A 17,209-nucleotide genomic window follows, 5' to 3' on the forward strand; every position below is an offset into this window, starting at 1 on the left:
ACTAATATACGCACCGCGTATATCACCACGTTTTGCTGCCTCACTCCCCCGCCCCCCAAATTTGCGACAGGTGCCCTGATGAGCGTTCCGCAACAAGCCTTCCTACGCGATGCGATGCGTCGCCTGAACATGACGCGCGACACGTTCGCGAACCGCATCGGCGTGTCGCGCCGGGCGCTGGATACGTGGCTGCTGCCGGACGACTCGCAGGAATCGCGGGCGATGCCGGAAATCGTCGAGCGCTTCGTGTCGGAGATCGTTGCGAACACCGAACCCGGTGAAAGATATACGCAAAGCGTAGACTCGCAATCGCTCGCGAGCCAGATGCTGTTCGAAGGCAAACCGCAATTGCTGTCGGTCGATCAGTTTTCGCGCGACGCGGTCGAGGCCCTGTTTCGCGTCGCCGACATCATGCAGCCGATCGCGCGGCGCCGCAAAATCTCGCGCGTGCTCGAAGGCGCGGTGCTCGGCAATCTGTTCTTCGAGGCGAGCACGCGTACCCGTGTGAGCTTTGGCGCGGCGTTCTGCCGGCTCGGCGGCTCGGTGTGCGACACGACCGGCTTCACGTTTTCGTCGATGGCGAAGGGAGAATCTATCTACGACACGAGCCGTGTGATGAGCGGCTATGTCGACGCGCTGGTGATCCGCCACCCGGAGCAAGGCTCGGTGGCCGAATTCGCGCGCGCGACCAACGTGCCGGTGATCAATGGCGGCGATGGTCCCGGCGAGCATCCGAGCCAGGCGCTGCTCGATCTCTACACGATTCAGCGTGAATTTTCGCGGCTCGGCAAGATCGTCGACGGCGCGCACATCGCGCTGGTCGGCGACCTCAAGTACGGACGTACCGTGCATTCGCTGGTGAAGCTGCTGGCGCTGTATCGTGGCATCAAGTTCACGCTGATTTCGCCGCCGATGCTCGAAATGCCGGGCTACATCATCGAGCAGATTTCGCGCAACGGTCACGTGATCGAACAGACGCACGACCTGCCCAGCGGTCTGCGCGGCGCCGACGTGGTGTACGCGACGCGCATCCAGAAGGAGCGCTTCAGCGACGAATCGTTCGAGGGCTACACGCCCGATTTCCAGATCAACCAGGCGCTCGTCGATAGCAGGTGCGGCGCCGACACGCTGATCATGCACCCGCTGCCGCGCGACAGCCGCCCCGGCGCGAACGATCTGAGCACCGACCTCAATCACGACTCGCGACTCGCGATTTTCCGGCAAACGGACAACGGCATCCCGGTGCGGATGGCGATCTTCGCGGTGCTGCTCGGTGTCGACAAACAGGTCCAGCATTCGATGCGCGATGCCGCGTGGCGCCCGCCGGTCTACCTCGGCCCGGACGACGCGGTATTTCACGGCATCGATTGAAGCGGACAGCGCTTCGCCAATCAGGCCGCGGCGCGCGCGTCACGCATTTCGCGCGCCGCCTGCCTGAACCTGCCGGCAAAGAACAGCACCTGATATTTGACCGCGTTCGACCAGTATTTCCATGTATGTCCACCGGACCGCTCGGCGTAATCGTGCGGCACGCCGAGTTCGACGAGCCGCTCGTGCAGCAGCCGGTTCGACCGTACGAGCGAGTCGTTCACGCCGCAATCGATCGTCAGCGCGATATGGTCACGGCCGAAACCCTCCGCACTCGCGACGATCGCTTTGCTGTTCCAGAAGTTCGCATGTTGCATCGGGTCGCCGAACACACGCTCGATGCCGGGCTCGTCATCGCTGCCGCGCGGGTCCACCGCGCCGCTGATGCTGCCCGCCGCGCCGAAAGCGTCGGGCCGGTCGAGCGCAATGCGTAGCGCGCCGAAGCCGCCCATGCTCAAGCCCGTGATAGCGCGCGCCCGCTTCGTCGCGATCGTGCGGAAATGGCTGTCGATATAGGCCACCACTTCGGTGCCCACGTAGGTTTCGTAGCGGCTGCGCGGATCGACGGGGCTATCGATGTACCAGCTGTCGCGGCCGCCGTCGGGCATCACGAGGATCACCTGATATCGGTCGGCGAGCTTGCCGATATGCGAATTCGCGGTCCAGTCCGTGTAATTGCCGCCCGAGCCGTGCAGCACGTAGACGACCGGAAAGCGCGCAGCCTGGTTGCCACGCGCGTATTGATCGGGCAGCACGACTGTTGCGTCGAACGTCCGATGCATCGCCGCGCTCGGAATCGTGACGACGCGCGACTGGAACGCCCACGCCGGCGATGCGATCAGCATCAGAATGAGCCAGAACGTACGGACTGGATTCATGGTGGGTCGCCCTTGCGCTTGCTTGCGGCTGCTTACGTTCGTCAGGCATCCGAAGAAGAGCGCCCCGGCATGCCTCGGCCTATGTCCGTCGACGACTGTAGCAATGGCGACTTACAACCAAATTTCAGCGAAACATCCGATCCAGTCAGGCTTCAGCCGCTTCGTCGGCTTCAGTTGCTGTCTCTGCGCCCGCATCGTCGACGTGCGCGGCAAATCCAACCCGCCCCGGCGCGAGATCGTCCCGCAATGTGAGCGCCGGAATCGCATACGCGCCGCCATTCTGTGACCGGAACGGGATCGGAGCGGTCGTCCACAGAGCGTCGAGCCGTCGCCCTAGCGCCTCGCTAACCTCGGCATACTTCGCCTCGTCGACGCAGCTCGTGCGATAGACGACGAACGGCGGCAATACATCGAAGCCTGGGTAATACAGCACGCCGTGCTGGATCGGGAATAGCACGTCGTCGATCGGACCGTTGATGCCCCGCGCGCTGTAGTGCGACTCCCAGCCGCCCGTCGTGACGACCAGCATCGCGCGTTTGCCCGCGAAACGGCCTTCGCCATAACGCTCGCCCCAGCGCGCATCGGAATGTTCGCCGACGCCATACGCAAGACCGTACGCATAGACGCGCTCGACCCAGCCCTTCATGATCGCCGGCATCGAGAACCACCACAGCGGAAACTGCAGAATCACCGCATCGGCCCACTTCAGCTTGTGCTGCTCGCGCGCGATGTCCTCGCTCTGCAAGCCGTTCTCGAACGCATGCTTCGATTCCAGCGACGGAAAGAAGCGCTCGGCGCCGTGACGCTCGCTGCTATCGTTTGCATCGAGCGACGCTTTCCAGTTCATTGCGTACAGATCGGACACCTGCACCGTATGGCCGGCGCGTTCGAGATGCCGGACCGCGAAGTCCTTCAGCGAACCGTTCAACGATTTCGGTTCGGGATGTGCGTAGATGATCAGAACGTTCATGGTGGGACCTTCGTGGCTGAAAACAGTCACGATAGGCGTCGACGAGGTATATTGGAAATGAATTCCAAATATGTCAGGTATTGCCGTGATTAATCTCAGAAGGCTCGACCTCAACCTGCTGGTCACGCTCGACGTGCTGCTCGAAGAGCACAACGTGACCCGCGCCGCCGAACGGCTGAACTTCTCTCAGCCGTCGGTCAGCGTGCATCTGGCGAAACTGCGTGACGTGTTCGGTGATCCGCTGCTGTTGCCCGGACCGCGCGGCATGCGGCCCACCGCGAAAGCGCAGGCATTGCGTGAGCCGTTGCGCGAAGCGCTCGACGCGCTGCAGCGTGCGGTCGCGCCAACGAGCCCGTTCGACCCAGCCGCAGCAACGCAAACCTGGCGCATCGCCGCAACGGACTACGCGGAGTCGACGATCATCCTGCCGATGCTCGCCGGCCTGCGCGCGGCGGCGCCCGGCACGCGTCTGGCCATCGTCGAGGCGGCGCCGCCGCGGCTCGCGCGCCAGGCCGAACAGGGCGACATCGATATCGGCTTTCATACGAGCGAAGGCGCGCCCGAAGGCTTGCGCCGTCGCGTGCTGTTTGCCGAGCGCTATGCGCTGGTCGGCCGCGCCGGTCATCCGAAGCTGAAGCGCCGGCCCACCCTCGCGCAGTTCTGCAAGCTCGAACACGTGATCGTGTCGCCCGATGGCGGCGGCTTTTTCGGCGTCACCGACGAGACGCTCGCGAAGGTGGGGCTCGCGCGCAAGGTCGTGCTGTCGGTGCCGCACTTTCTGTTCATGCAATCGGTGCTCGCGAGCACGGACCTCGTGGGAATGCTGCCCGCGCGCCTCGTGCGCGGCTCGCACGCGCTGCGGATGGTCGAGCCGCCCGTCGAGGTGCCGGGCTACGAGATGGCAATGCTATGGCATGAGCGCGTGCATCGTGATCCCGCACATCAATGGCTGCGGGAGTTCATTGCGGCATCGATTTGAGCCACGCCGCGATGTCCAAGCCGAACCTCAGCCGTTTTCAGCGCCGATCGCATCCAGTTGATCGAGCACCTCGTCGCTCAGCTTCAACTGCGCCGCCTGCAGGTTTTCGCGCAGATGGCCAACCGAAGACGTGCCCGGAATCAGCAGGATGTTCGGTGCCCGATGCAACAGCCACGCGAGCGCGACCTGCATCGGCGTCGCGCCGAGATCGTGCGCAAGCGCCGACAGTTCCGTCGATTGAATCGGCGTGAAGCCACCCAACGGGAAAAACGGCACGTAGGCAATGCCCTGCTCCGCGAGCGCATCGATCAACGCATCGTCGTCGCGATGCACGAGGTTGTAGTGGTTCTGCACGCACACGACCTTCGTGATGCGCTGCGCCTCGGCAATCTGAGCGGCCGTTACGTTGCTCAGGCCGACATGACGCACGAGCCCGCGCTGTTGCAGCTCGGCGAGCGCCGTGATCTGCTTTTCGATCGAACCCTCGCTCGGCTCGTGCACGTTGCCCATCACGCGCATGTTGACGACGTCGAGTGCGTCCAGCCCGAGATTGCGCAGATTGTCGTGCACCGCGCGCTCGAGGTCGGCGGGCTCCTGCGCCGGCAGCCACGCGCCGGCGCTGTCGCGCACCGCGCCCACCTTCGTGACGATCGTCAGATCGCGCGGATATGGGTGCAGCGCCTCGCGGATCACCTGGTTGGTCACGTGCGGCCCGTAAAAATCGCTGGTATCGATGTGGTCGACACCCGACGCGACCGCTTCGCGCAGCACCGCGAGCGCCGCGCCGCGGTCTTTCGGCGGCCCGAACACGCCGGGGCCGGCCAGTTGCATCGCGCCATAACCCATGCGCCGCACCGGGCGGCCGGCTAGCGCGAAAGTGTCGATGGAACTGAAGTTCGGCATGACGATTTCCTTGTGAAGTGGTGAGCGACAGTATCGCTGGAATTGCGTTGTTGAATAAACCGGTCTAACGTGTACGGGTTGTTCAAAATTCTGCACAATCAATCCGATGGAACTGAACGATCTGGCCGCCTTCGTCTCGGTCGCCCGCGCCGGCGGCTTTCGCGACGCGGCGCGCGGCAGCGGCGTGTCCGCGTCGAGTCTGAGCGTCGCGGTGCGGCGCCTCGAAACGAAGCTCGGGCTGCGCCTGCTGAACCGCACCACGCGCAGCGTCGCGCCGACCGAAGCCGGGCTGCGTCTGATCGAGAAGCTGACGCCGCTGTTCGGCGAAATGGAAGCGGCGCTCGACGTGCTGAACGGCTTTCGCGACAAGCCGACTGGCACGCTGAGGCTCAACGTGCCGTCGAGCGTCGCGCGCATCGTGCTGCCCGACGTGCTCGCGCGCTTTCTGAAGACGTACCCGGATATTCGCGTCGAAGTGGTGGTCGAGGATGGTTTCGTCGATGTGCTGGCGATCGGCTGCGATGCGGGCATTCGCTACGACGAACGCCTCGAGCAGGACATGATCGCGGTGCCGATCGGCGCGCGCGTGCAGCGCTTCGCGACCGCCGCGTCGCCCGCGTATCTGGACGCGCACGGCCGCCCCGGGCATCCCGGCGAACTGCTCGCGCATGCGTGCCTGCGCGGACAATTCGCGAGCGGCGCGATGCCGACGTGGTACTTCGAGCGCGATGGCGAACTGCTGCAAATGAATCCGACCGGACCGCTGCTGGTGCGGCCAGGCGCCGCGATCGACCTCGCGGTCAGCGGCGCGCTCGCGGGCCTCGGCATCATTCATCTGTTCGAAGACATGCTGCGCCCGCATCTGGACAGCGGCGCGCTCGAAGCGATTCTCGAACCGTGGTGGCAGCGCTTTTCAGGGCCTTTTCTGTACTATCCGGGCCATCGTCATGTGCCGGCGCCGCTGCGCGCGTTCGTCGACTTCCTGAAAGCCGACTCAGCAGGGGTCCTCAGCAATGATGTGACACGCAATTGAGGTATAACGACGGCGGCAACGGCGACTCGTGCCACATCAGCATCGTGCTGCGCAGAGTTTCGCGATCGTCGTCAGAAAGAGTTCCGCGCCGATCGGCTTCAGCAAACACGCGTTGCAGTACCGCGCGTCGCTGTTCGAGGGCGGAACAGCGGTATGGACCAGAATCGGTACGTTGACGGATTGAGGCATCGATTTCAATCGGCGGCACAGCTCGGCGCCTCCCATGATCGGCATCATCCAGTCTGTAACAACCAGGTCGGGAACGTGAGCGACGACGTCAGCGAGTGCTTCGGCGCCGTTGCTCGCGCAAGTCACCTCATACCCTTCGCTTTCCAGAATCAGCCGCCATGCAGCTAGAATTTCCGGTTCGTCGTCCACCAGCAATATCGAACACATCATGGTTTGCGGACGAAATTTGCTTCTAGTCTGAGTAGAGTCTCGCAAGCCGTGTTCCACAGACGGCAATTGCGCGGATAATGACGCGGATTGCCGGCGCGCATCGGGTCGCCTGGCCGATTGGCGGCGAAACAGGCCCGCGGCGCCCCCGCAAATCGAGGCGTTCGCAACCGTTCGCGAGCAGGTACGTTGTAGAAACTCCATCCCGGTATCCATCATGACCGACAGACGGGTAGGCCCGCTGCGCAATTTCTCCGACTTCATCCGCGGCGAGCGGGACCGCCTGACGCGGCAATGGATGCAGGCCGTCTCCATCGACGCCAGTCTCGCCGAACCGGACCAGCTCACCTATCAGCAACTGGCGGACCATCTGCCGGAAATTCTCGAAGTGCTGTGCGTCGCGCTCGATGCGGAAGATCTGGGACGCGTTGAAACGTCGATCGAACGCGACGGGAAGAAACACGGCAACGTGCGCTGGCGCCAAGGTTACCGGATCGAAGAGCTGGTGCGTGAACTGGACCTCTTTCAGAAGGTGCTCACCGAAGCGCTCGAACAATTCGTCGAGCGCGACAGCACGTGCACGCGCCGCCACGAGAGCCGCGCACGGCGACTGATCGCCGAGACATTCAGCATGGTCACCTATGCGTCGATCAAGGAAGTGGTCGCCGAACGCGATCGCACGATCGATGAATACACGGAGCGGCTCGAACGCGCGAATCACGAATTGACGCTCAAGCAACGGCTGGTCGGCGATCTGTACGAATCGCGCATGCAGATCACGCGCTGCGTCGCGCACGATCTGCGCAACTTCCTCAACGCGTTTTCGATCGCGCTGCAACTGATCGAGCGGGCGCCGTCGCAAGCCGATACCGCGTTGGCGCTCGCGAACCGCCAGGCCGCCGACATGAAGCAACTGGTGGACCAGATGGTCGAATACTCGGTCATGCTTGGCGACTCGGCGCCGCTCGCGCTCGAAGACGTCGACTTGCGCGAACTCTTCGACGAACTGGTCGCGTCGACGCGGCCGTCGATCGACGCGAAGGGGCTCGCGTTACGCAGCTCGTTCGACGCGGCGCTGCCGGTCGTCACGTCGAACCGGCTGAAGCTCAAGCAGATCTCGCTCAATCTGTTGTCCAACGCGATCAAGTATACGAAGTCGGGACAGGTCGAATTCCGCTTCGCGACGCGTGGCGCCGAACACTGGATCATTCGCGTGTCCGACACCGGCGTCGGCATTGCGCCCACCGATGCGGAGCGCGTGTTCGACGAGTTCGAGCGCGCGGCCGGTGAGGAAATTCCGGGCACGGGGCTCGGGCTCGCGATCGTCAAGGAGCTATGCCGGGTGCTCGAGGGGCAGATCGAATTTGCGTCGCGCGAGGGCGTGGGGACCACGTTCGAAATTCGGTTTCCGCTGCGCGTTCAGTGAGCCGATCCATCGCATGATCCGTTTGCACGTTCAATGCAGTTGCGGTGCAGGCCGGCCCCGGCCCGCGGGTAGGCACTCGCTCATCACGCCGTTCTGCTCGCTCAATGCACGCACGACCACCTCCGACGATTTGCCGTCACGCCGCGCGAGCTCGGCCAGATCGAGCAACGCGGCGTAGCGCGCGGAACAGTCGCTCGCTGCGCTGGTGGCCGGCTTCGCGCGAAACTCGCGGTTGGGCTCGAGGTACGCGTTTAGCCCTAGCAGTGTTGCCATCACGATTGTCGCCAGCGCGGCTGCTTTGTACAGCGCGCACCACGCAGACACGTCGGCTCGCGAGTAGCGCATGGCGCGACGTGAGCGCCACGCTTCGACGCAGGTTCTGATTCGCATCGCCGCGCTCATCGTCAGGCCCAATGCGCCGGCACCCACACACGCCCGAACCAATGGCCCGGCACCCAGACGGCAGCCCGCGGTGCGACATACACAGCACGCGGCGCGATGTAGACGGCCGGCGGAGGCAGCGGCGCCACCACCACCAGCGGCGGAACATAGGCCGGCGGGGGCATCACCACGACGGGCTTCGGCGGCACGTAGACGACCGGCGGAGGCACGACGACCGGAGGCGGCGGCGCGACCACTACCGGCTTGGGCGCGACGACCACGGTCGCGCCGGTCGTCGTCCCGCCCGCAACCACCACACCGCCTGTTACCACCGTACCGCTCGAGCTCACCGTGTTGCCCTGCGTGCCGGTCACGCTCGTCGACGTCGTCACGACGCCGGGCGCGACCCGCGTCGCGGTGCCCGAGTGATAGACGCTGTTGTCCGGGCCCGTCACCGTGCCCGAGCGCGCGCAGGTCGACCCCGCGCAATTCGTCGACGCCGCATGATTGACCGTATTGCCGTTCGACCCCGTGATCGAGCCCGACGACGAATACTGGCCCGGCGCGGTACGCGTCACGTCGCCGGACGTCGTCGCCGTTTTGCCGTCGGGGCCGCTCAACGCGCCGGTATGCGAGCAGGAGCCGCCCGCGCAACTGGTGTCGCCGGAGTGCTGCACCGAGTTACCGTAGCGGCCCGTCGCGGTACCCGAGTTCGAGAACTGGCCGGGCGCCGTACGCGTGAGCGTGCCGGTGTTGCTCGCGAAGCCGCCATACGGGCCGGCCACGCTGCCCGCATGCGAGCAGCTACCGCCACCGCACGAGCCGTAGTGCGCGCCGTTATAGACGCCGCGCGACGTGTACGCGGTGCCGTGACCCGACCACGCGAACGCCGATGCGCTGCCGAGTGCGAGCACGGCGGCGGCCGCGCCGAGCACCGCGTTGCGCAGCGCGGCTCGCGCCAGGCGGGCGCTGACCTTGTCGGAACCTGCGAACGAACGATTTTTCACGGTATGTCCTTGCTGGATTCGGGCCACTTGCGTCACTGCCGCGTGGCGACGAACGGACTATAGAAGGACACACCGCGGAAATCATCACGGAAGATATGTCGAGCTGTTTCACCGCGACGCGGGCCCGCCAGGCAAGGCTTCGCCGCCATCCGGCGGGCGCCGCGACATGTTTCGACATAGTTTGCGAAGCCGACGCGGCCACGGACCGCTCCCGCTAGCTCGCCCCGTCACTGCCCGACAGGCGTCACCTGCATGGCGGCCGCCGACACGAACGCCGCATGCACGGTATCGCCGATCTTCACGTCGCTGAGATCGACATCGGGCGCGGCTTCGAAGGTCTGCGTCTGGGATGCGCCGCGCAGCGTCACCAGGCGCTGTTTGCGATCGATCTTCAGCACGGTGGCGAGCACCTCGGTCTGTCGCGCCGCCTCGTATCCGCCGGACGCCGGTGTATAGCTGTGCCTGTCGGCGCGCTCGCGAATCCCCTTGCTCGCGCTGCTTGCCTTGTCGACCTTGGTGAGCACCGCATTCTTGTACAGCACGTCGACGCGATCGCCGATCTTCAGCTGATCGAAGCCCGCAACCTGCTGGCTGACGAGCACGATCGCGACGTCGCCGTGCGGGCCCTTCAGTGTCAGTGAGCGGTTGCCCGCATCGATGGCGACGATCTCCGCCGTCATATGCACCGGCTGCGCCGCGCTCAGTACCGCTTGCGCGGTGCTCGCCATGTCGTCCTGCGCGCGCACCGGCGGGGCCGCGGCCGCCACCGCGATGGCCAATGCTGCCGCTAGCGTCGCTGTTTTCATCCGCGTTCTCCTCGAAGGTTTCAATAGTGCTTGACGGTCGGTCATGCGGGCGGCGCGCAATCGCTTCGCGCCCCGTACCATTCATGCCCGACGCGTTGAACTCCGCGTCTTCGGAACAACCACGTCAAACAGTATGACGCGAACGATCGGCCGACGTATGCGTCGGCAGGGCCGCCGACAGCCGCCAGAAACGCGATGTCAGTGCGGTGCTATCATCTATACCCATAGGGGGTATGCGTATGTCACATCTGAGTGAACACAAAGACGGCTTATTGAAGCGCGTTCGCCGCATCGCGGGCCAGGTTCAGGCTATCGAGCGTTCACTGGAATCGGACACCGATTGCGAAAAAGTCCTGCATCTGGTGGCCGCGACACGCGGCGCAATGAACGGCCTGCTCGATGAGATCGTCGAGGCGCACGCGCGCGAGCATGTCGCGCATCCCGACCTGACGGCCAGCCAGCGCAAAAAGGGCGTGGATTCATTGATCGAGGCGATCCGCCGCTATTCGAAGTAGGTTTCTATGACTGACAACATGATCCACAAGCACGAGCACTCGTTTCTCGGCAGCTCGCACGACGAAAACGCACGCCGGACCCGTTCCGTCGTCGCACTCACTCTTGCCATGATGATCGGCGAGATCGCGGCCGGTTACATGACCGGCTCGATGGCGCTGCTCGCCGATGGCTTCCACATGGCGACGCACGCTGGCGCGCTCGGGATTGCGGCGCTCGCGTATGCGTTCGCGAGACGCAACTCGGCAAACCACGCTTTCAGCTTCGGAACAGGAAAAGTGGGCGAGCTTGCCGGCTTCGCTTCGGCGTTGATTCTCGCGCTGGTGTCGCTGGGCATCGGCATCGAATCTGCGTTCCGGCTCATCCATCCCACCGGTGTCGCGTTCGGGCAGGCAGCGGTGATCGCGGCGATCGGGCTGGTCGTGAACATCGTCAGCGCGTTGCTGTTGTCGGGCGGCCATGCGCACCATGGGCATCGCGATCACGACCATCATCACCATCATCACGGCCATGCGCACGGGTCCGACAACAACCTGCGCTCCGCCTACCTGCACGTGCTCGCCGATGCGCTGACCTCGGTGCTGGCGATCGTGGCCCTGCTGGCCGGCCGCTATCTCGGGTGGGTGTGGCCGGACCCGCTGATGGGCATCGTCGGTTCCATCGTCATCGCGCGCTGGGCATGGACGCTGATGCGCGACACGGCCGGCGTGCTGCTCGATAAAACCGACGAGCACGTTGCCAGCGAAATCCGCGAAATCCTGGACTCGCACGGCGACGCCGAGATCGCCGACCTGCACGTCTGGCAGATCGGCCCGGAGGCGCGAGCGGCGATCGTCAGTGTGCGCACGCACGGCAGCGTCACCGCGGAGACGATCCGCGCGCGGCTCGCGCCAGTGCATGAGGTCATGCATCTGACAGTCGAAGCGGCGTCATAACGGCCGCGTCCGACGAAGCAACGCGCAATCAAAACAAAGGGCCGGCGTGTCTCGACGACACGCCGGCCCTGCTGCTTTGTGCTATTCAGCTTGCGCCGAAACCCGCAAAGCGCGAGGACGAACCCGCGCGCTAAAACAACTCACCCATCACACGCGTTCGATCGCGATCGCAATGCCCTGGCCGACGCCGATGCACATCGTGCACAGCGCGAAGCGGCCCTGCGTGCGTTGCAACTGATACGTCGCGGTCGTCACCAGACGCGCGCCGCTCATGCCGAGCGGGTGGCCGAGCGCGATCGCACCGCCGTTCGGGTTCACGCGGGGATCGTCGTCGGCGACGCCGAGGGCGCGCAGCACCGCGATGCCTTGCGAGGCGAACGCTTCGTTCAACTCGATCACGTCGAACTGTTCGATCGTCATGCCCAGACGCGCGAGCAGCTTCTGCGCGGCGGGTGCCGGGCCGATGCCCATCACGCGCGGCTCGACGCCGGCCGTCGCCATGCCGAGCACGCGGGCGCGCGGCGTCAGGCCGAAGCGCTTCGCGGTTTCTTCGTTCGCGAGCAGCAACGCGGCCGCGCCGTCGTTCACGCCCGACGCGTTACCGGCCGTGACCGTGCCGTCCGGACGCACGACGCCCTTCAGCTTCGCGAGCGTTTCGAGGCTCGTTTCGCGCGGATGCTCGTCCTGCGTGACCGTGATCGGATCGCCCTTCTTCTGCGCGATCGTCACGCCGACGATTTCCTGCGCGAGCGTGCCGTCGCGTTGCGCGCGCGCGGCCTTCTGCTGGCTGCGCAGCGCGAATGCGTCCTGGTCGGCGCGGCTGATGTTGTAGTCGGTCGCGACGTTTTCGCCGGTTTCCGGCATCGAGTCGACGCCGTACAGCTTTTTCATCAGCGGGTTCACGAAGCGCCAGCCGATCGTCGTGTCGTAAATCTCGGCCTGACGCGAGAACGCGGTCGGCGCCTTGCCCATCACGAACGGTGCGCGGCTCATGCTTTCGACGCCGCCAGCGATCATCAGTGCGGCCTCGCCCGACTTGATCGCGCGCGCGGCGATGCCGACCGCATCCATGCCCGAGCCGCACAGGCGGTTGACCGTCGAGCCCGGCACGTCCTTCGGCAGGCCCGCGAGCAGCAGCGACATGCGCGCGACATTGCGGTTGTCGTCACCGGCCTGGTTCGCGCAGCCGTAGATGACGTCGTCGATCGCGGTCCAGTCGACGTTGTTGTTGCGCTCCATCAGCGCCTTGAGCGGCACCGCGCCCAGGTCGTCGGCGCGCACCGACGACAGCGATCCCGCATAGCGGCCAATGGGGGTGCGAATCGCGTCGCACAGGAATGCTTCGGTCATGGGATGTCTCCAGTTGAAATGCTGCGTGCGCTGTGCCGCGGTCGGCTTTGCGTCATGACGCCGGTTCGATGCGGCGAGGCATCGGCCCAGTGGCCGACGGCCGCCGGCAGGAAGCTGCAAATGAGCGGCGGCGCGCGGCCGTTACATCGGAGCAGCTTAGCGCAGGATCGTGAACGATGGGCTTCGGAGCGACGAGTTGCGGCTCTCGCGTCTTCCTCGCCCGGCCTCATGTTCTCTGTACGAACGTCCGGTCATATATCGAACAAAACAGGCTCGATGATAGGCGTGGGCACGAAAGCGTGTCAAGCACGGCCGCAGCCGTGCCAAGCGATACCAGGGAATACGCGGAAACGGGATCTTCAGCGAACTTCGATTCCTTCATCGGCGATGTAGCCGCGGATCACATCCGCGAAACTGCGCTCGGCCGCGAGCCCGAGCCGTTCTGCGCGCGACGTATCCCACGCACCGGGCCAACTGCCGACGATCTTCTCGATGCGCTCGTCGGGCTGCCGCACGATGCGGCTCGCGACCGCATCGCCCGCGACCTCGCGCAGTGCCGCGATCATTTCGTCGACGCTGACCGACAAGCCCGGCAGGTTCAGCGCGCGCTGCTTGCCGAGCGCGGCGCCGTCGAGTTCGAGGCCGGCGATCAGGCTGTCGATCGCCTTGCGCGGCGACAGCAACCACAGCCGCGTCGAACCGGCGACCGGACACACGGCCTCTTCGCCATTGAGCGGCTCGCGGATGACGCCGCTCGCAAACGACGACGCCGCCGCATTCGGCCGCCCCGGCCGTACGCTGATAGTCGGCAGCCGCAGTACGCGGCCGTCGACGAAACCGCGCCGCGAATAATCGTTCAGCAGCAGTTCCGCGATCGCCTTCTGCGCGCCATACGACGACTGCGGATTCAGCGCGGTGTTGTCCATTACTAGCGCGGGTAGATCGCCACCATAGACGGCGACCGAACTGGTGAACACGACGCGCGGTTGGTGCCCGCGCTGACGGCAGATTTCGAGCAGCAGCCGCGATGCATCGAGATTGATGCGCATGCCGAGATCGAAGTCCGCCTCGGCCTGGCCGCTGACGATCGCAGCCAGATGAAAGATCGCCGACGTTTGATCGTCGATCACACGTTCGAGCACGCTGCGCTCCGCGATATCGCCGACTTCAGTGCGCACGCGCGCATCGCCGAAATCGTGGGCGCGCACGACGTCGAGAAGCACCAGCCCGGTAATCGCTTGCGCTGCGCCGTGCGCATCTTTCAGCGCGCCGCGCGCGAGCAGTTCGCGCGCGAGACGCTGGCCGAGAAAACCCGCGCCGCCGGTAATCAGTACTTTCATGGTTAGGTGTCCACTGTAGTTGTCAGCGATAGCAGCAAAAGCAGCAAAAGCAGCGAGATCAGCAGGGATCAGCGAAAGCCAGCGAAGCTCAGCGCCCCGCGTCGAGATAAGGCTTCAGCCAGCCCAGTCCCGCCGAGGTCCCCGCGCGCGGCCGGTATTCGCAGCCGATATAGCCGTCGTAGCCGAGCGCATCGATCAGATCGAACAGGTACGGATAGTTCAGTTCGCCGATGTCGGGCTCGTGCCGCTCCGGCACGCCGGCAATCTGGATGTGGCCGATGCCGGCCATATCGCGTTTGAGCTTGATCGCGAGATCGCCCTCGACGATCTGGCAGTGATAGCAATCGAACTGCACTTTCAGGTTCGGCGCGCCGACTTCGGCGCAGATCGCCTGCGCGTCGTCCTGTCGATTGAGGAAATAACCGGGAATGTCGCGCGTGTTGATCGGCTCGATGACGATCGTGATCTGATCGGCTTGCGCGGCTCGCGCGGCATAGGCGAGATTGTTCAGGTACACGTCGCGCTGTGTTTTACGCTGCGTTTCGCCCGCCTGATCGCCGCCGATCAACCCCGCCATCACATGCAGCTTGCGATTGCCGAGCACTCGCGCGTACCCGAGCGCCGTGTCGACGCTGCGGCGGAACTCATCCTCGCGGCCGGGCAGCGATGCGATGCCGCGCTCGCCGCCGTGCCAGTCGCCGGGCGGTGCATTGAACAGCGCCTGCGTGAGGCCGTGCGCGTCGAGCCGCGCCTTCAGTTCGTTCGCGCGGTACTCGTAGGGAAACAGGAATTCGACCGCATTAAAACCATCGCGCGCGGCCGCGGCGAAACGATCGAGGAACGCGTGCTCGTGGTACATCATCGACAGATTGGCGGCGAAGCGAGGCATGGTGGCAGCTCCTTTAAGACAGTACGGTGCGGTGCGCGGCCTTCATCGGTCATGCGCCCCGCTACCAGCGCGCGCCGAACGCGGCACAGAGTTCTTCGATCGCGGCGGGGTGGAGCGGCGCGGGTCGCGGATTCGTCATCAGCCACAGGCGCGCGGTCTCCTCGAGCTCTTCGAGCACATACGACGCATGCGCGACCGAGCGGTCCCACACCACCGGCCCCAAACGTTCGAGCAACACCGCGCGCACCCGATCGGCCAGCGCAGCGATCTGCGCGGCCACTTGCGGATCGCCCGGGCGTCGATAGCGAATCAGCGGTACATGTCCTACTTTCATCACGTAGTACGGCGTGATCGGCGGCAACACGTCCGCTTCGCTCCACACGCCCGCGAGCGTCAACGCGACCAGATGGGTCGAATGGGTATGGACGATGCCGCGCGCGTCGCCGTTGCGCGCATAGATGCCGCGATGCAGCGCGAGCGTTTTCGACGGCTTGCCGCCCGACACCGCGTGGCCATCCGCATCGACCTTCGCGATGTCGGCCGGATCGAGGCGGCCGAGGCACGCGTCGGTCGGCGTGATCAGCCAGCCGTCGTCGAGCCGCGCGCTGATGTTGCCGGCGCTGCCGACGGTATAGCCGCGCTGATACAGACTCGCGCCGACCGCGCAGATTTCCTCGCGCACGCGCGCTTCGGTGGATGTATGAAGTGCCGGTGCGTCGCTCATTGCGCGGCTCCGTCGAGATGGCGCAGCGCCTTGTCGAAGAAGTCGGTCGTGCCGAAGTTGCCGGACTTCAGCGCGAGCGCGAGCGGCTCGGCGCCGGTCGTCGCCGTGGCCGGCACGCCCGGATCGATCTGCGCGCCGATGCGCAGCATGCGCACGTCGAGCGCCTGCACGACCGCGCCCGAGGTCTCGCCGCCCGCGACGACGAACTTGCGCACGCCGCGTTCGCGCAGGCCGCGCGCAATCGACGCCAACGTCGTCTCCACCAGATGCCCGGCCTCGTTGACGCCGAGTTCGCGCTGCACGGCCTGCACTTGGTCGGCCGATGCGGTCGCATAGATCAGCACCGGCTCCGCGTGCGCGAAGCGCTGTTGTGCGAACGCGAGCGCCTCGCCGACGACATCCTCGCCACGCGCCGCCGCGAGCGGATCGATGCGAAACGCGGGCCGCGTCGCGCACCATGCGGCGACCTGCGCGTTGGTCGCTTTCGACGCACTGCCCGCGAGCACCGCCGACAAACCTCCGACACGCGGCAATTGCGCGGCATGGGTTTGCTCGCCGAGCAGAGCCGCGCGCCGAAAGTTGGCCGGCAAGCCGAGCGCGACGCCGGAGCCGCCGGTGATCAGCGCGAGATCCGCGCAGGCCGCGCCGAGCGTGTGCAGATCGGCGTCGGACACCGCGTCGGCAATCGCGATGCGCACGCCGTCGGCGCGCAGCGCGGCGAATGCGGCGCGCGCGCCCGCGTCGCCTTGTGCGAGCGCGTCGTAACGCACGAGCCCGACCTTCGATTGAGTTTGGCGCCGCAGCACGCGCACGAGGTTCGCGTCGCGCATCGGCGTCAGCGGATGGTTTTCCATGCCCGACTCGTTGAGCAGCGCATCGCCGACGAACAGATGACCGCGAAAAATCGTGCGGCCGTTCTCGGGAAACGCGGGACACGCGATCGTGAACGACGCGCGCTCGGCGAACTCGGCGGACAGCGCGTTCAGCAACGCATCGGTCACTGGGCCGATGTTGCCTGCATCGGTCGAATCGAAGGTCGAGCAGTATTTGAAGAAGAATTGCCGGCAGCCTTGCGCGCGCAGCCAGGCCAGCGCGGCCAGCGATTGCGCGACCGCGTCGGCGGCGGCGATCGTGCGCGACTTCAGCGCAACGACGAGCGCGTCGGCGTCGAGCGCTTCGTCCGAGGTGGGCACGCCAATCGTCTGCACGGTACGCATGCCACCGCGCACGAGCATGTTGGCGAGATCGGTGGCGCCGGTGAAATCGTCGGCGATGCAGCCGAGCAACGCGGGTTTCGTCTGAGCCGTCATG

The 17,209-nt window shown here is 65.4% G+C and carries 18 protein-coding genes; 6 read left to right on the forward strand and 12 right to left on the reverse strand.

What is annotated here, in order from left to right:
* Positions 1-78: 78 nt before the first annotated feature.
* A complete protein-coding gene (locus F6X42_RS21865; RefSeq protein ID WP_187636187.1) occupies positions 79-1,371 on the forward strand; it encodes an aspartate carbamoyltransferase in 1,293 nt (430 codons plus the stop codon).
* Positions 1,372-1,391: 20 nt separating this feature from the next.
* On the opposite strand, the gene F6X42_RS21870 is transcribed toward F6X42_RS21865, so the two are convergent.
* Entirely contained in the window at positions 1,392-2,246 is an 855-nt protein-coding gene (locus tag F6X42_RS21870) for an alpha/beta hydrolase (protein WP_187636188.1), read from the reverse strand.
* A gap of 145 nt (positions 2,247-2,391) precedes the next feature.
* Positions 2,392-3,216, reverse strand: a complete 825-nt coding sequence (locus F6X42_RS21875; protein WP_187636189.1) for an NAD(P)H-dependent oxidoreductase — start codon at positions 3,214-3,216, stop codon at positions 2,392-2,394.
* 70 nt (positions 3,217-3,286) lie between these two features.
* Here F6X42_RS21875 and F6X42_RS21880 point away from each other — a divergent pair, with 70 nt between their 5' ends.
* The gene (locus F6X42_RS21880) at positions 3,287-4,195 is read left to right on the forward strand and encodes a LysR family transcriptional regulator (RefSeq protein ID WP_187636190.1); all 909 of its coding nucleotides are present in this window, start codon (positions 3,287-3,289) and stop codon (positions 4,193-4,195) included.
* 27 nt (positions 4,196-4,222) lie between these two features.
* On the opposite strand, the gene F6X42_RS21885 is transcribed toward F6X42_RS21880, so the two are convergent.
* Positions 4,223-5,098: an aldo/keto reductase family oxidoreductase gene (locus tag F6X42_RS21885; protein WP_187636191.1), complete on the reverse strand. Its 876-nt coding sequence runs from the start codon at positions 5,096-5,098 to the stop codon at positions 4,223-4,225.
* A gap of 106 nt (positions 5,099-5,204) precedes the next feature.
* Here F6X42_RS21885 and F6X42_RS21890 point away from each other — a divergent pair, with 106 nt between their 5' ends.
* Complete coding sequence (locus F6X42_RS21890) at positions 5,205-6,131, forward strand: LysR family transcriptional regulator (RefSeq protein WP_187636192.1); 927 nt, start codon at positions 5,205-5,207, stop codon at positions 6,129-6,131.
* A 36-nt stretch (positions 6,132-6,167) separates the two neighbouring features.
* Here the strand turns inward: F6X42_RS21890 and F6X42_RS21895 are convergent, their stop codons facing one another.
* Positions 6,168-6,509, reverse strand: a complete 342-nt coding sequence (locus tag F6X42_RS21895; protein WP_312892870.1) for a response regulator — start codon at positions 6,507-6,509, stop codon at positions 6,168-6,170.
* Between the two features lie 235 nt (positions 6,510-6,744).
* Here F6X42_RS21895 and F6X42_RS21900 point away from each other — a divergent pair, with 235 nt between their 5' ends.
* Complete coding sequence (locus tag F6X42_RS21900) at positions 6,745-7,953, forward strand: sensor histidine kinase (protein ID WP_187636193.1); 1,209 nt, start codon at positions 6,745-6,747, stop codon at positions 7,951-7,953.
* A 30-nt stretch (positions 7,954-7,983) separates the two neighbouring features.
* On the opposite strand, the gene F6X42_RS21905 is transcribed toward F6X42_RS21900, so the two are convergent.
* From F6X42_RS21905 to F6X42_RS21915, 3 genes are all read right to left on the reverse strand, one after another.
* Positions 7,984-8,343: a hypothetical protein gene (locus F6X42_RS21905; RefSeq protein WP_246530172.1), complete on the reverse strand. Its 360-nt coding sequence runs from the start codon at positions 8,341-8,343 to the stop codon at positions 7,984-7,986.
* Between the two features lie 14 nt (positions 8,344-8,357).
* The gene (locus F6X42_RS21910; protein ID WP_376776397.1) at positions 8,358-9,341 is read right to left on the reverse strand and encodes a hypothetical protein; all 984 of its coding nucleotides are present in this window, start codon (positions 9,339-9,341) and stop codon (positions 8,358-8,360) included.
* A gap of 227 nt (positions 9,342-9,568) precedes the next feature.
* Positions 9,569-10,147 (reverse strand): hypothetical protein, encoded by a 579-nt coding sequence (locus tag F6X42_RS21915; RefSeq protein WP_187636194.1) that lies wholly within the window; start codon positions 10,145-10,147, stop codon positions 9,569-9,571.
* A gap of 239 nt (positions 10,148-10,386) precedes the next feature.
* On the opposite strand from F6X42_RS21915, the gene F6X42_RS21920 reads away from it, so the two are divergent.
* Positions 10,387-10,662, forward strand: a complete 276-nt coding sequence (locus F6X42_RS21920; RefSeq protein WP_187636195.1) for a metal/formaldehyde-sensitive transcriptional repressor — start codon at positions 10,387-10,389, stop codon at positions 10,660-10,662.
* A gap of 6 nt (positions 10,663-10,668) precedes the next feature.
* Positions 10,669-11,595 carry a CDF family Co(II)/Ni(II) efflux transporter DmeF gene (gene dmeF / locus F6X42_RS21925; protein WP_187636196.1) on the forward strand — a complete coding sequence of 309 codons (927 nt, stop codon included), beginning with the start codon at positions 10,669-10,671 and terminating at the stop codon, positions 11,593-11,595.
* Positions 11,596-11,742: 147 nt separating this feature from the next.
* Here the strand turns inward: dmeF and pcaF are convergent, their stop codons facing one another.
* The 5 genes from pcaF to otnK all read right to left on the reverse strand — a co-directional run bounded on the left by pcaF (position 11,743) and on the right by otnK (position 17,208).
* Positions 11,743-12,945: a 3-oxoadipyl-CoA thiolase gene (pcaF, locus tag F6X42_RS21930; RefSeq protein ID WP_187636197.1), complete on the reverse strand. Its 1,203-nt coding sequence runs from the start codon at positions 12,943-12,945 to the stop codon at positions 11,743-11,745.
* Positions 12,946-13,304: 359 nt separating this feature from the next.
* Positions 13,305-14,285: a D-erythronate dehydrogenase gene (gene denD / locus F6X42_RS21935; protein ID WP_187636198.1), complete on the reverse strand. Its 981-nt coding sequence runs from the start codon at positions 14,283-14,285 to the stop codon at positions 13,305-13,307.
* An 88-nt stretch (positions 14,286-14,373) separates the two neighbouring features.
* Positions 14,374-15,174, reverse strand: a complete 801-nt coding sequence (otnI, locus tag F6X42_RS21940) for a 2-oxo-tetronate isomerase (protein WP_187636199.1) — start codon at positions 15,172-15,174, stop codon at positions 14,374-14,376.
* 61 nt (positions 15,175-15,235) lie between these two features.
* Positions 15,236-15,898 carry a 3-oxo-tetronate 4-phosphate decarboxylase gene (gene otnC / locus F6X42_RS21945; RefSeq protein ID WP_187636200.1) on the reverse strand — a complete coding sequence of 221 codons (663 nt, stop codon included), beginning with the start codon at positions 15,896-15,898 and terminating at the stop codon, positions 15,236-15,238.
* Positions 15,895-17,208 (reverse strand): 3-oxo-tetronate kinase, encoded by a 1,314-nt coding sequence (gene otnK / locus F6X42_RS21950; RefSeq protein ID WP_187636201.1) that lies wholly within the window; start codon positions 17,206-17,208, stop codon positions 15,895-15,897. The genes otnC and otnK overlap by 4 nt, the downstream gene beginning before the upstream one ends.
* Between the last annotated feature and the right edge of the window lies 1 nt (position 17,209).

The sequence above is a fragment of the Paraburkholderia podalyriae genome (genome assembly GCF_014397785.1).
Lineage (GTDB): Bacteria > Pseudomonadota > Gammaproteobacteria > Burkholderiales > Burkholderiaceae > Paraburkholderia > Paraburkholderia podalyriae.

What these genes read in the sequence shown, in the direction of transcription:
- otnI (WP_187636199.1), bottom strand. Translation starts at nt 15,174, where the DNA reads ATGCCTCGCTTCGCCGCCAATCTGTCGATGATGTACCACGAGCACGCG.
- F6X42_RS21905 (WP_246530172.1), bottom strand. Translation starts at nt 8,343, where the DNA reads ATGCGAATCAGAACCTGCGTCGAAGCGTGGCGCTCACGTCGCGCCATG.
- dmeF (WP_187636196.1), top strand. Translation starts at nt 10,669, where the DNA reads ATGACTGACAACATGATCCACAAGCACGAGCACTCGTTTCTCGGCAGC.
- denD (WP_187636198.1), bottom strand. Translation starts at nt 14,285, where the DNA reads ATGAAAGTACTGATTACCGGCGGCGCGGGTTTTCTCGGCCAGCGTCTC.
- F6X42_RS21900 (WP_187636193.1), top strand. Translation starts at nt 6,745, where the DNA reads ATGACCGACAGACGGGTAGGCCCGCTGCGCAATTTCTCCGACTTCATC.
- pcaF (WP_187636197.1), bottom strand. Translation starts at nt 12,945, where the DNA reads ATGACCGAAGCATTCCTGTGCGACGCGATTCGCACCCCCATTGGCCGC.
- F6X42_RS21880 (WP_187636190.1), top strand. Translation starts at nt 3,287, where the DNA reads ATGTCAGGTATTGCCGTGATTAATCTCAGAAGGCTCGACCTCAACCTG.
- F6X42_RS21885 (WP_187636191.1), bottom strand. Translation starts at nt 5,098, where the DNA reads ATGCCGAACTTCAGTTCCATCGACACTTTCGCGCTAGCCGGCCGCCCG.
- F6X42_RS21875 (WP_187636189.1), bottom strand. Translation starts at nt 3,216, where the DNA reads ATGAACGTTCTGATCATCTACGCACATCCCGAACCGAAATCGTTGAAC.
- otnK (WP_187636201.1), bottom strand. Translation starts at nt 17,208, where the DNA reads ATGACGGCTCAGACGAAACCCGCGTTGCTCGGCTGCATCGCCGACGAT.
- F6X42_RS21890 (WP_187636192.1), top strand. Translation starts at nt 5,205, where the DNA reads ATGGAACTGAACGATCTGGCCGCCTTCGTCTCGGTCGCCCGCGCCGGC.
- F6X42_RS21920 (WP_187636195.1), top strand. Translation starts at nt 10,387, where the DNA reads ATGTCACATCTGAGTGAACACAAAGACGGCTTATTGAAGCGCGTTCGC.
- F6X42_RS21865 (WP_187636187.1), top strand. Translation starts at nt 79, where the DNA reads ATGAGCGTTCCGCAACAAGCCTTCCTACGCGATGCGATGCGTCGCCTG.
- otnC (WP_187636200.1), bottom strand. Translation starts at nt 15,898, where the DNA reads ATGAGCGACGCACCGGCACTTCATACATCCACCGAAGCGCGCGTGCGC.
- F6X42_RS21915 (WP_187636194.1), bottom strand. Translation starts at nt 10,147, where the DNA reads ATGAAAACAGCGACGCTAGCGGCAGCATTGGCCATCGCGGTGGCGGCC.
- F6X42_RS21870 (WP_187636188.1), bottom strand. Translation starts at nt 2,246, where the DNA reads ATGAATCCAGTCCGTACGTTCTGGCTCATTCTGATGCTGATCGCATCG.